Consider the following 11,986-nt stretch of genomic DNA (forward strand, 5'->3'; position numbering starts at 1 on the left):
GGAGGGGTGCAGTCATGACCGTCACGTCCGAGCAGCGGTTCGGGGAATTCGTCGTCGTACGGGTCCACGAGGGGCAGGAACACGTCGCCGAGCTGGTCCTCGACCGGACCGAGGCAATGAACGCCGTGTCCACGGACATGGCCCGCTCGATCGCCGCCGCCTGCGCCGCGCTCGCCGCCGACCCGGACGTACGGGTCACCGTCCTGACCTCCAGCCATGAGCGGGCCTTCTGTGTGGGCGCGGACCTGAAGGAGCGGAACTCCTTCACCGACGCCGAGCTGCTGCGCCAGCGCCCCACCGCCCGCGCCGCGTACACCGGCGTACTCGAACTGCCGATGCCGACGATCGCGGCCGTGCACGGCTTCGCGCTCGGCGGCGGATTCGAGCTGGCCCTGTCCTGCGATCTGATCGTCGCCGACCGCACGGCCGTGGTGGGCCTGCCCGAGGTGTCGGTCGGTGTCATCCCGGGCGGTGGCGGTACGCAATTGCTGCCGCGGCGGATCGGCGCGGCGCGCGCCGCCGAGCTGGTCTTCACGGCCCGGCGGGTCGAGGCGGCCGAGGCGCGCGATTCGGGGCTGGTGGACGAGCTGGTGGAGGCGGGGCAGGACCGCGAGGCCGCGCTGGCGCTCGCGGGCCGGATCGCCGCCAACTCCCCGGTGGGGCTGCGGGCCGCCAAGCGGGCGCTGCGGCTCGGGCAGGGCCTCGATCTGCGGGCCGGTCTCGAAGTCGAGGACGCCGCCTGGCGGTCGGTGGCCTTCTCCGGCGACCGGGCCGAGGGTGTTGCCGCGTTCAACGAGAAGAGGAAGCCGAACTGGCCCGGCGAGTGACGTTGTGTGCCCAAAGGGACACGCAGCGAATCCTTTCGATGTCCCGAGCTGATCAGATCACCACAAAACTGCATAAGCTGTAGCGATGGGTGGTGATGATACGCGGCTGCGGGCTGTGGTTTCGCTTGCGCAGACGATGGCGGCGACGCACACCCCGCGGGGGTCGTGGCGAGCGGCTGCGCTGGGGGTGTGCGAGGCGCTGGGCGGCAGTTTCGCCGCGCTCTCCGTGTGGGAGCGCGGGCGCGGACAACTGCGCGTGCTGGTGAACGCGGGCGAACGGGCCGAAGGGGAGGAGGAGTTTCCCGAGGAGGAGACGTACCCGGTGTACCAGTTCCCGGAAATCACCGAGTTCCTGCACGAACGCTGGGCCGGTGGCGGTGAGCCGGACGCCTGGGTGGAGACCGCCGACGGCCCGGTGGACCGGGTGCCGGGCGGGGACGCGGAGGTGCGGGGGTACGGGGGTGTGTACCGCCGGCAGCGGGTGGCCGCCCTGCGTCGGCGCGGGCGGGGCTGCTGCGTGGTCGCGCCGATCGTGCTGCACGGGCGGGCCTGGGGCGAGCTGTATGTGGCCCGCCCGGTGGGGGAGCCGGTGTTCGGGCGGGAGGACGCGGACTTCGCGACCGTGCTGGCCGCGGTCGTCGCCGCGGGGATCTCCCAGACCGAGCGGCTCGAAGAGGTCCGCAAGCTCGCGTTCACCGATCCGCTGACCGGGCTGGCCAACCGCCGCGCCGTCGATGTGCGGCTCGACGAGGCGGTGGAGCAGCATCGGACGGACGGTTCCGTGGTCAGTCTGGTCGTCTGCGACCTCAACGGTCTGAAGCGGGTCAACGACACCCATGGTCATGCGGTCGGCGATCGTCTGCTGGAACGTTTCGGCTCGGTGCTGTCCCGCTGCGGCGCCATGCTGCCCGGCGCGCTCGCGGCCCGGCTCGGCGGCGATGAGTTCTGTCTGCTCGCGGTGGGTCCCGAGTCGGACGACGTGATCCGGGTGGCCACCGAACTCTGCGAACGGGCGGCCGAGTTGGAGCTCGGTGACGGGGTGGCCTGCGGTATCGCGTCGACCGGTGATCCGATCGGCCCGGTGGCATCGGCGCGGCGGCTGTTCCGGCTGGCGGACGCCGCCCAGTACCGGGCGAAGGCGGCCTGCTCCACGAAGCCGGTGGTGGCGGGGCGTGACGGCGAGGTGATCCGGCTGGCCGACGCCCCGCCCAGGTCCCCGCACGACCGCCGCCACCTGCGCGGCAGCAGCCCCTGACCGTGTGACCGGATCGGTAAGGGGTCCACCGTACGACCACTAGTGACATGAAGGGATTCAATCCGTACGCTTCTGAATATGGATATGCATACCGTCGTGGTGGGGACGTCCGGTACCACCGCCCAGGACGTCATCGCCGTGGCCCGCGGCAACGCTCGCGTCGAGCTTTCCGCGGCCGCCGTGAGCGCACTCGCCGCCGCCCGCGAGATCGTGGAAGCGCTCGCCGCCAAGCCCGAGCCGGTCTACGGCGTCTCCACCGGCTTCGGGGCGCTGGCCAGCCGGCACATCAGCCAGGATCTCCGCGCACAGCTCCAGCGCAACATCGTCCGCTCGCACGCCGCAGGCATGGGCCCGCGGGTCGAGCGCGAGGTCGTCCGCGCCCTGATGTTCCTGCGGCTGAAGACGGTCGCCTCCGGGCGCACCGGCGTACGCCCCGAGGTCGCGCAGACCATGGCCGACATCCTCAACGCGGGCATCACCCCCGTCGTCCACGAGTACGGCTCGCTCGGCTGCTCCGGCGACCTGGCCCCGCTCTCCCACTGCGCCCTGACGCTGATGGGTGAGGGCGACGCGGAGGGCCCCGACGGCACCGTGCGCCCCGCCGGTGAGCTGCTCGCCACCCATGGCATCACCCCGGTCGAGCTGCGCGAGAAGGAGGGCCTCGCCCTCCTCAACGGCACCGACGGCATGCTCGGCATGCTCGTCATGGCCCTGGCCGACCTGAAGAACCTCTACACCTCGGCCGACGTCACCGCCGCCCTCACCCTGGAGGCGCTGCTCGGCACGGACAAGGTGCTCGCCCCGGAGCTGCACGCCATCCGCCCGCACCCGGGCCAGGGCGTCAGTGCCGACAACATGCTGCGGGTGCTCGCCGGATCGGGCCTCACCGGTCACCATCAGGACGAAGCGCCCCGCGTGCAGGACGCCTACTCGGTGCGCTGCGCGCCCCAGGTCAACGGCGCCGGACGCGACACCCTCGACTACGCCGCGATCGTCGCGGACCGCGAGCTGGCCTCCGCCGTCGACAACCCCGTCGTGCTGCCCGACGGGCGGGTCGAGTCCAACGGGAACTTCCACGGCGCGCCCGTCGCGTACGTGCTCGACTTCCTGGCGATCGTCGCGGCCGACCTCGGTTCGATCACCGAGCGCCGTACCGACCGGCTGCTGGACAAGAACCGTTCGCACGGGCTGCCGCCGTTCCTCGCCGACGACGCCGGTGTCGACTCGGGCCTGATGATCGCCCAGTACACCCAGGCCGCCCTGGTCAGCGAGATGAAGCGACTCGCCGTCCCCGCGTCGGCCGACTCGATCCCGTCCTCCGCGATGCAGGAGGACCACGTCTCCATGGGCTGGTCGGCGGCGCGCAAGCTCCGTACCGCCGTCGACAACCTCACCCGCATCGTCGCCGTCGAGCTGTACGCGGCGACCCGTGCCATCGAACTGCGCGCTGCCCAGGGCCTCAGCCCCGCGCCCGCCTCGCGGGCCGCCATCGAGGCGCTGCGTGCGGCAGGCGTCGAGGGGCCGGGGCCGGACCGCTTCCTGTCGCCGGACCTGGCCGCGGCGGACGCGTTCGTCCGTGCGGGAAAGCTGGTCGCGGCGGTCGAGCCGGTGACCGGGGCGCTGGCCTAGAGCGTGGGATTCAGGCGGACAGGGCGTCGGCGCGGCGCATCGAGTAGGTGACGAAGGCCGCGCCGATGCCCAGGAACGCCGTGCCGCCGATCAGATACGGGGTGGTGTCGACGCCGACCCCGGTGTCGGCGAGCTTCGGACCGGTCGAGGTGTCCACGGCGGTGGTGACCTGTCTGCTCCGTGAGCCCGGTGCGCCGGCCGACTCGTCCGTCGCGTTGGCGGACGGGACGAACCACAGGGCGGCCAGCAACGTGCCCGCAGCGGTGGCGGTCAGAAGCGGGCGGCGAGCAGTGGCCACGGAATCGATCCTCCTTGTCACAGCCGTGAGTTAGGCGTGTACACCGATGCTAGTGAAAGCGGCGGGTCGCAGGAAAGCCGGGAGGGCGGGGAGCCTACGCTCCAGCACATGAGCACTGCTGAGACATCACGGTTTGTTCGACTTCGGGTCGAGATGGTGTTGGAGATCACGGACCCCGCCGCCCTCAGCGGTACCGCACTGGAGTCCATCGCCGCCGAATACGGGGAGCCGGGCGGCGAGTCCGCCGAGGAACGCATGCAGGCCGAGGCGGCCGTACGGGAGGACGACGCGGAAGCCCTCGCCTCCCTCGTCGATCCGTTCGACCTGATCAGCGAGGTGCCGGGGGTCGAGCTCGCCCAGGCGTCCTGGAGCAGCGAGACCGTCGAGTACGACCCGGACGACCCGGGCGGCTGGGACCTCGACGAGGAGGGCGACGGCGGCGTCCCGCACAATGGGGAGGACGACGACGAGCACAGCGGCGTGAGCGGCGGTGCGCAGCGGCGGGCCTAGCCAGGTGAAAAGCACTGGCCCGGCCCGCTTTCCGCGGGCCGGGCCAGTGCCGTGGTGCGTATCGGGTCGCGCATACGCGGTCGGCAGCGGGAACCACCGCTGCCGCGGATGCGTCGATGAGTGTTGTTCCCCACATCTTTCGTGGATGTGGAACGGAGGAGCCCTTCCATGGGTTCTAGGAACATTGACGGGTTTCGCCGGCTGGCGGCGACTCTGCTCGGGGTTTTGGGGATTCGGCAACGATGGAGAAGCGTGTGATGACGGACAGTAAGCGGCGCAGGCGTCTCATGGCCGCGTCCGCACTGCTCGGCGGCGTTCTGGTGCTCACTGCCTGCAGCGGCGGCGGGGACAAGAGCGGCAGCAGCGCCGAGAGCTCGACGAATTCGCAGGCGGCCGAGGTCGACAGGGCGGCCGCCCAGGACGCGTCGGAAGCGCAGATCACGATCTCGCCGAAGAACGGCGCGACCAACGCGAGCATCAACAACGACGCCAAGGTCACCGTTGCCAAGGGCACGCTGTCCCAGGTCGTCATGACCACGTCGGCCGGTGCGAGCGTCAAGGGCACGGTCGCCGCCGACGGCAAGAGCTGGAAGCCGGACGCCCAGCTGGAGCGCTCGACCACGTACAAGATCAATGCGACGGCCAAGGACGCCAAGGGCCGCGAGGCGCACGAGAACTCCTCGTTCACGACCGTTTCGCCCGCCAACAGCTTCATAGGCAACTTCACGCCCGAGGACGGCTCCACGGTCGGCGTCGGCATGCCGGTCTCGATCAACTTCGACAAGCCGATCACGGACAAGAAGGCCGTCCAGGACGCAATCACCGTGACGTCCAGCAGCGGTCAGGAAGTCGTCGGCCACTGGTTCAACTCGCAGCGTCTCGACCTGCGTCCCGAGGAGTACTGGCAGAGCGGTTCCACCGTCACGCTGAAGCTGGCGCTGGACGGCGTCGAGGGCGCGGACGGCGTCTACGGTGTGCAGGAGAAGACGGTCACCTTCAAGGTCGGCCGCAACCAGGTCTCGACGGTCGACGCCAACACGAAGATGATGACCGTCACCCAGGACGGCAAGACGATCAAGACCATCCCGATCTCTGCCGGCTCTCCCGAAAACCCCACCTACAACGGGGAGATGGTGATCTCCGAGAAGTTCGAGGAGACCCGGATGAACGGTGCGACGGTCGGCTTCACCGACGACGACGGCAAGGGCGAGTACGACATCAAGGACGTGCCGCACGCCATGCGGCTGTCCACCTCGGGCACCTTCATCCACGGCAACTACTGGGGCGCGCCGTTCGGCAGCGCCAACACCAGCCACGGCTGCGTCGGCCTCGCCGATGTGAAGGGCGCGAACGACCCCAACCAGCCCGGCGCCTGGTTCTACAACAACTCCTTGATCGGCGACGTGGTCATCGTCAAGAACTCCCCGGACAAGACCATCACTCCGGACAACGGCCTCAACGGCTGGAACATGAGCTGGGAGGAGTGGACGGCGGGCTCCGCGGTCTGACCCGCACGCACCACCTCCCCTCCCGCAGTCCCGAATTCCGCACGAAGGCGGCGGCACCCGGATCCCCTCGGATCCACGGTGCCGCCGCCTTCGGCGTTCGTACGTGTGCTCTCCTGCTGCCCCATACACCGCATTAGTCTCGCAGTCATGACCGCCGCCATCACCGCCATGATCACCGCAGTAGTCGGGGTGCTCGGCACCCTCTTCTCCCCGGTGCTCGCACAGCGTTTGACCGTACGCCAGCGCGCCGAAGAAGCCCGACTGGCCGATGAGCAGCGGAAGTTCGAAGAGCGACGTGCTCAGTACACGGCCATGAACCGGGCCTCCCGGCAGTTCCACACACTCCTCAAGGACGCTCTGCACCGCATCCGCGACGATGTCTACACCGAGCAGGAACGTGCCCAGCTCGAAGAGGCCCGCCTCGACCACCGCGACCGCTACGCCGAGGCTCAGATGATCGTCCCCGAACGGATACTCCAGGCCTCCCGCGACCTCAATCGGTTCCTCGCCGCAGGTGACGCCGCCATCAAACGCCTGGACCGGGGCCTCGCTCGTGACGGCGAAAGCGTCGAACGGGCCCTTGAGGGCCTGAGAGCGGCCGACCCCTGCCTCGACACGATGCGGGAACTGATGCGTCAGGACCTCGGCGTCACCGACTGAACCGTCCGGGCTGTGCCTGCCGGCAAGGAACACTCGGCCTGCTTCCATCAGCTCAAGACCGCGAATCGGTGCTATCCGGACAACGCTCGACTCGTCCATGCACGGTAGCAATGGAGCTCTGGGGTGGCCCTCGCCCTGGTCTCCTGCCTGGTGCTCGTAGGGGGTTCACGCCGCCTGGTCCTGTCCGGTGTCTTTGGCGCGCTGGCAACTATGGCCAGTCCAGTTGCCGGACTCTTCCTGTTGGTCGCGGGCGCGGGTTGGCTGCTGGATCGAGACGTGCGAAGAGCCGCCGTGCTGTGTGCCCTGCCCGCGGTCGTGGTCGGACTGGCCACCCTGCTGTTTCCCTTCAGCGGCGAGATGCCGATGGCGACGAGCGATGTCTGCGCTGAGCGTCGTCTCCGGCGTGGTCGTCCTCGCGTCCGGAGCGGGGCTGTGGATGCTGCGCCGCCCGGCCGAGTCGTAGACCCGGCTCAGAATACGGACGCGGTGAACGAGTCTCCGGGGCCATTGGGACAATCGATATGCCACAACGGTTCTGTACGTCGCTTTCGTGAGCCGCAGAGCGTGCGATGTCTGGGCGACGCCCTCAATGGGGAGGGGGACCGCTGGTGCCCCGGGACGGGGCACCCACGCGCGCGATGCCTACCCACGGAAGGTATGACCACATGAGTGTCATCGAGCCGCTGTACGCGGAGATTCTCCGCCGCAACCAGGGCGAGAAGGAATTCCACCAGGCGGTACGGGAGGTCCTGGAGACCCTCGACCCCGTCCTCGAACAGCGGCCGGAGTTCGTGGACGCCCGGATCATCGAGCGTGTCTGCGAGCCGGAGCGCCAGCTCATCTTCCGGGTGCCGTGGTCCGACGACTCCGGCGACATCCATGTGAACCGCGGCTTCCGCGTCGAGTTCAGCAGCTCGCTCGGACCGTACAAGGGCGGGCTGCGCTTCCACCCCTCGGTCAACCTCGGCATCGTGAAGTTCCTCGGCTTCGAGCAGATCTTCAAGAACGCGCTCACCGGCATGCCCATCGGCGGCGGCAAGGGCGGCGCGGACTTCGACCCCAAGGGCCGCTCGGACGCCGAGATCATGCGGTTCTGCCAGTCGTTCATGACCGAACTCCACCGTCACCTCGGCGAGTACACCGATGTCCCCGCCGGTGACATCGGTGTCGGCGGCCGGGAGATCGGCTACCTGTTCGGCCAGTACAAGCGGATCACCAACCGTTACGAGTCCGGCGTACTCACCGGAAAGGGCCTCGGCTGGGGCGGCGCCCAGGCGCGCACCGAGGCGACCGGCTACGGCTGCGTCCTGTTCACCGCCGAGATGCTCCGCAGTCGCGGTGAGTCCCTCGACGGCCAGCGCGTCGCCGTGTCGGGCTCGGGCAATGTCGCGATCTACGCGATCGAGAAGGCCCAGCAGCTCGGCGCGACCGTGGTGACCTGCTCCGACTCCAACGGGTACGTCGTGGACGAGAAGGGCATCGACCTCGCCCTGCTCAAGGAGATCAAGGAGGCCGGCCGCGGCCGCGTCTCCGACTACGCACAGCGCCGCGGCGAACACGTCACGTACGTCCCCGGCGCCGGTCTCTGGAACGTCCCCTGCGATGTGGCCCTGCCCTGCGCCACCCAGAACGAACTGCACGAGGCCGACGCCCTGGCCCTCGTACGCAACGGCGTGAAGGCGGTCGCCGAGGGCGCCAACATGCCCACCACCCCGGAGGCCGTACGCGTCCTCCAGGACGCGGGCGTCGCCTTCGCCCCCGGTAAGGCGGCCAACGCGGGCGGCGTGGCCACCAGCGCGCTGGAGATGCAGCAGAACGCCTCACGCGACTCCTGGACGTTCGCCCACACCGAGGAGCGGCTCGCGGCGATCATGCGCCACATCCACGACTCCTGCTACACCACCGCGGAGCGCTACGGCAGCCCCGGCAACTACGTGGTGGGCGCCAACATCGCCGGCTTCGAACTGGTCGCGGACGCGATGCTGGCGCAGGGTCTCATCTGACCCGGCCGGTCCGACACCGCCCGGCCGCCCCTTGCGGCCGGGCGCTGCGCGGCCACAGTAATTGCGCTCAACGCATGGAAAGATGAAGCCGTGTGGTCACGACTGCCATTAGGAGAGAAGCTCAGGGCTGAGCTGGGTTCGCCCCGACGAGCCCGCAGGTTGGGCAGCAGCCCGCGATCACGAGTATGGCGAGCCGAGCTGTCGGGCACACCCGTGGTGGTCAAGCAGCTCATCGACGGCCCGGAAGCAGCCGAGAGGTATGCGCGCGAGGTGGCTGCCCTGCAGCTCGCGTCCAGGGTCGACCCGCCCGTGGTGCCGATGCTCCTGGGCACCAATCCAGGCGAACGGGTGCTGGTCCTGGAGTACTTGGACCATCAGGAGCCGGGCGAGGACTGGATGGTGGACTACGCGGCGGCGCTGGCCCGGCTCCACGCCGCCCCCAGCGCTGACGCCGCGGGCAGTCTTCCGACCTGGTCGGGCCCGACCCAAGATGATGTCGACTCCTTCCTCCGGCTTGCCCAGACGCTCGGCGTGGTGGTGCCGGCCGGCGCTCGAACCGAGGTGGACGGCCTGGTGAACCGCCTGACCCGGGCGGAGGGCCATGCCCTGCTGCACGGCGATCCGTGTCCCGGCAACGACATGCACACCAGCACCGGCGTGCGGTTCATCGACTTCGAACAGGCCGCGTTGGGCAACGGGCTCGTGGAACTTGCCTACCTGCGCATCGGCTTCCCGACCTGCTGGTGTGCCACCGCTCCCGACCCCGACATGCTGGACGCGGCAGAGACCGCCTACCGCACGGCATGGCGCAACGCGATCGGCACCGAGGTCCAAGGCGATCTCACGGACGCGTGTGCCGGCTGGCTGCTACGGGGCGACGCCTTGGTCCAGCGAGCCCAGCGCGGGACCGTCGACCACCTGGGCAAAATCCCGAACCGCGACTGGAAGTGGGGCACCGCGACCGCCCGCCAGCGGCTAGTACACCGTCTCCGGATCGTCAGCCAGATGACCGCTGGGAGCAGCGAGCTGAAGGATCTCGGAAGGCTCGCCACGGCCATGCGCAAGAGCATGCTCACCCGTTGGTCCGAGCTTCAACCGCTGCCCTCGCAACGGCCATAGAGGACCTTCCGCCCGGCAGCCCGGCCAGCAGCACGAAACCTGAACCAGTTCTTGACAATATCTCACCGCAAGAACCAGGCCAGGCCCTTCCAGACCGCGCCTGTCAGGGACACGGACCAGCAGGGCCCGGGACCCACAATCTACCGGCCCGCCCCCACATCCCCGCCACAGACACTCCCGTCCGGACGCTTGCTGTCGCCCATCGCCCACGCGTCCGGCCCGATCTTCGCGAGGGTCACGCACGCCTCGCCGTCCGGGTGCGCCGCTCGTGTGCCGGGTCGGGGAGCAGGGCGCCGCTCACTCCCCCCCCCCGGGCGCTTCGGCGATGCCGATGGGGCAGGCTACGCCCGTCCCGCCGATGCCGCAGTAGCCGTTGATGTCGCGGTCGAGGTACTGCTGGTGGTACCCCTCCGCGGGCCAGAACGTGCGGCCCTCGGCCGGGAGGATCTCCGTGGTGATCTCGCCGTAGCCGGAGCCCGTCAGGACCTTCTGGTAGGCCTCGCGGGAGGCTGCCGCGGCCGCCGCCTGCTCGGGGGAATGGGTGTAGACCGCCGAGCGGTACTGCGTGCCCACGTCATTGCCCTGGCGGAAGCCCTGCGTCGGGTCGTGGGACTCCCAGAACAGCTTCAGCAGCTCGGCGTACGAGACGGTCTTCGGGTCGAAGACGACGCGGACCGCTTCCGTGTGGCCGGTCAGGCCCGAGCAGACCTCTTCGTATGCGGGGTTCTCCGTGTAGCCGCCCTGGTAGCCGACGAGCGTCGTCCAGACGCCGTCCCTCTGCCAGAACTTGCGCTCGGCGCCCCAGAAACAGCCCAGCGCGAAGTCCGCGACCTCCAGGCCCTCCGGGTACGGGCCCAGCAGCGGGTTGCCGAGGACCGTGTGGCGGGACGGGACGGTGAATTCGGGGGTGGGGCGGCCCTTCAGGGCCTCCTCGGGGGTGGGGAGCTGGGGGGTACGGCGTTGCAGGAACATGCGGGGGCTCCTCCTGGGGTCGGTTTGCCCTTGGTGCAACGCACCCGCAACGTCATGGATTCCGCACCCGGCTACCGCGGCAGCGTCGCCGGGCTGCCGCCGTTCGCCTCGTAGCCGGCCACCGCCAGCGCCCGGTAGACCGTGTACTCGGCGGCCGGGTCGGGGCTCTGGGTCCAGGGCAGCGCGCCCACATGGCCGTCGATGTGGACGAGCTGGTTCATCGCCTCCGACCAGCGCTCCATCCGGACCAGGAACAGCACCAGCAGATGGCGGACGTGCGCGAGCATCGGGTCGTCGGCCCGGGCCGCCTGCACCGCGAACAGGGCGCCCTCGACCGCCTTGGTCACCACCGCGCTCCGGTAGAAGCCCTGCACGAGATTGACCTCGGGCAGATGCTCGTACACCGCGAAGAGCGGCAGTGCGGCCAGCAGCGAGCCCTGCGGGGCGCGGGCGGCGGCCGTGGTGGCGAAGCGGTCTGCCTCCTCGCGGGAGCCGTGCCACTTCTCGCACCAGTAATGCAGCGCGGCGATGTGCGCGCCCATGTGGGCCGGGGCTCGGTCGATCACCTTCGCCCAGAGCTGATCGAACTCCTCGTGCGAGTAGCCGAGCCCACGGGCGACCGCCAGCTCGACGAGGTACGGAACGGGGTCGCCCGGCGCCAGCAGCGCCGCCTCCCCGCAGACCGTACGGGCCTCCTCCAGGATGATCCGGAAGTCGTCCGTCCCCGCGGTCGACGAACGCCACGCCTGCTGCACCAGGAACTCCGCGTGCACCGCCGCACCGCCCGCGTCCTTCGGTGCCTCGGCCCGCCACATACGCAGCCACGCACCACCGACACCGGGCTGCTGCGCCAGCTCCAGCGAGGCGGCACCGGCGAACGCCTGCACCCGCTGCCACCGCACCTCGTCCTCCTTGGGCGTACCGGCCAGCAGCTGCGAAGCCGCCCGCCAGTCCTGGGAGCGCTGCACGACATCGATCACATCGAGAAGATCCTGGTCCGGTCCGGGCAGCCGGATGTCCAGCTCCTCCTGGCGCACGAAGCCGTAGGTGTCCGGATCGGCGGCGTCCGGTGAACCGGGCGCGACCTGACGGATGCCGCCGCGGCGGCGCAGCACGAAGGGGCCGATTATCGCGGCGAGCATGCACAGTGCGATCAGGATCCAGAGAATCTCCATGCCCCCATTGTCACCGGACGGCCCGGAAGC

Annotated in this window: 11 protein-coding genes and 1 pseudogene; 9 read left to right on the plus strand and 3 right to left on the minus strand. The window is 69.8% G+C overall.

The genetic code is table 11. From position 1 onward, the window contains the following. Positions 1-14: 14 nt before the first annotated feature. The 3 genes from ACZ3IC_RS02555 (at position 15) to hutH (ending at position 3,711) form a co-directional block, all read left to right on the plus strand. A complete protein-coding gene (locus ACZ3IC_RS02555; RefSeq protein ID WP_467411759.1) occupies positions 15-827 on the plus strand; it encodes an enoyl-CoA hydratase/isomerase family protein in 813 nt (270 codons plus the stop codon). A gap of 85 nt (positions 828-912) precedes the next feature. Further along, positions 913-2,082, plus strand: a complete 1,170-nt coding sequence (locus ACZ3IC_RS02560; RefSeq protein ID WP_467411761.1) for a GGDEF domain-containing protein — start codon at positions 913-915, stop codon at positions 2,080-2,082. A 78-nt stretch (positions 2,083-2,160) separates the two neighbouring features. Then, entirely contained in the window at positions 2,161-3,711 is a 1,551-nt protein-coding gene (gene hutH, locus ACZ3IC_RS02565) for a histidine ammonia-lyase (protein ID WP_467411763.1), read from the plus strand. Between the two features lie 10 nt (positions 3,712-3,721). On the opposite strand, the gene ACZ3IC_RS02570 is transcribed toward hutH, so the two are convergent. Beyond that, positions 3,722-4,009 carry a hypothetical protein gene (locus ACZ3IC_RS02570; protein WP_467411764.1) on the minus strand — a complete coding sequence of 96 codons (288 nt, stop codon included), beginning with the start codon at positions 4,007-4,009 and terminating at the stop codon, positions 3,722-3,724. 108 nt (positions 4,010-4,117) lie between these two features. Here ACZ3IC_RS02570 and ACZ3IC_RS02575 point away from each other — a divergent pair, with 108 nt between their 5' ends. From ACZ3IC_RS02575 to ACZ3IC_RS02600, 6 genes and pseudogenes are all read left to right on the plus strand, one after another. Next, positions 4,118-4,519: a hypothetical protein gene (locus ACZ3IC_RS02575; RefSeq protein WP_467411766.1), complete on the plus strand. Its 402-nt coding sequence runs from the start codon at positions 4,118-4,120 to the stop codon at positions 4,517-4,519. Between the two features lie 242 nt (positions 4,520-4,761). Beyond that, positions 4,762-6,027 (plus strand): L,D-transpeptidase, encoded by a 1,266-nt coding sequence (locus ACZ3IC_RS02580; RefSeq protein WP_467411767.1) that lies wholly within the window; start codon positions 4,762-4,764, stop codon positions 6,025-6,027. 147 nt (positions 6,028-6,174) lie between these two features. Further along, a complete protein-coding gene (locus tag ACZ3IC_RS02585) occupies positions 6,175-6,687 on the plus strand; it encodes a hypothetical protein (protein WP_467411768.1) in 513 nt (170 codons plus the stop codon). 120 nt (positions 6,688-6,807) lie between these two features. Further along, a pseudogene (locus ACZ3IC_RS02590) lies at positions 6,808-7,056 on the plus strand (hypothetical protein); the annotation flags it as partial. Between the two features lie 296 nt (positions 7,057-7,352). Further along, on the plus strand, positions 7,353-8,690 hold the full coding sequence (gene gdhA / locus ACZ3IC_RS02595) for an NADP-specific glutamate dehydrogenase (RefSeq protein WP_467411770.1): 1,338 nt from the start codon (positions 7,353-7,355) through the stop codon (positions 8,688-8,690). A 90-nt stretch (positions 8,691-8,780) separates the two neighbouring features. Then, on the plus strand, positions 8,781-9,809 hold the full coding sequence (locus ACZ3IC_RS02600) for a phosphotransferase family protein (protein ID WP_467411771.1): 1,029 nt from the start codon (positions 8,781-8,783) through the stop codon (positions 9,807-9,809). A gap of 297 nt (positions 9,810-10,106) precedes the next feature. On the opposite strand, the gene msrA is transcribed toward ACZ3IC_RS02600, so the two are convergent. Next, positions 10,107-10,781: a peptide-methionine (S)-S-oxide reductase MsrA gene (gene msrA, locus ACZ3IC_RS02605; protein ID WP_467411772.1), complete on the minus strand. Its 675-nt coding sequence runs from the start codon at positions 10,779-10,781 to the stop codon at positions 10,107-10,109. Between the two features lie 71 nt (positions 10,782-10,852). Further along, positions 10,853-11,956: a hypothetical protein gene (locus ACZ3IC_RS02610; protein ID WP_467411774.1), complete on the minus strand. Its 1,104-nt coding sequence runs from the start codon at positions 11,954-11,956 to the stop codon at positions 10,853-10,855. Between the last annotated feature and the right edge of the window lie 30 nt (positions 11,957-11,986).

The organism is Streptomyces sp. NPDC002958 (assembly GCF_055563255.1).

Excerpts from the sequence above, each read along its gene's own strand:
- ACZ3IC_RS02555 (WP_467411759.1), top strand. The coding sequence starts at position 15 with ATGACCGTCACGTCCGAGCAGCGGTTCGGGGAATTCGTCGTCGTACGG.
- ACZ3IC_RS02560 (WP_467411761.1), top strand. The coding sequence starts at position 913 with ATGGGTGGTGATGATACGCGGCTGCGGGCTGTGGTTTCGCTTGCGCAG.
- hutH (WP_467411763.1), top strand. The coding sequence starts at position 2,161 with ATGGATATGCATACCGTCGTGGTGGGGACGTCCGGTACCACCGCCCAG.
- ACZ3IC_RS02575 (WP_467411766.1), top strand. The coding sequence starts at position 4,118 with ATGAGCACTGCTGAGACATCACGGTTTGTTCGACTTCGGGTCGAGATG.
- ACZ3IC_RS02580 (WP_467411767.1), top strand. The coding sequence starts at position 4,762 with ATGGAGAAGCGTGTGATGACGGACAGTAAGCGGCGCAGGCGTCTCATG.
- ACZ3IC_RS02585 (WP_467411768.1), top strand. The coding sequence starts at position 6,175 with ATGACCGCCGCCATCACCGCCATGATCACCGCAGTAGTCGGGGTGCTC.
- gdhA (WP_467411770.1), top strand. The coding sequence starts at position 7,353 with ATGAGTGTCATCGAGCCGCTGTACGCGGAGATTCTCCGCCGCAACCAG.
- msrA (WP_467411772.1), bottom strand. The coding sequence starts at position 10,781 with ATGTTCCTGCAACGCCGTACCCCCCAGCTCCCCACCCCCGAGGAGGCC.
- ACZ3IC_RS02610 (WP_467411774.1), bottom strand. The coding sequence starts at position 11,956 with ATGGAGATTCTCTGGATCCTGATCGCACTGTGCATGCTCGCCGCGATA.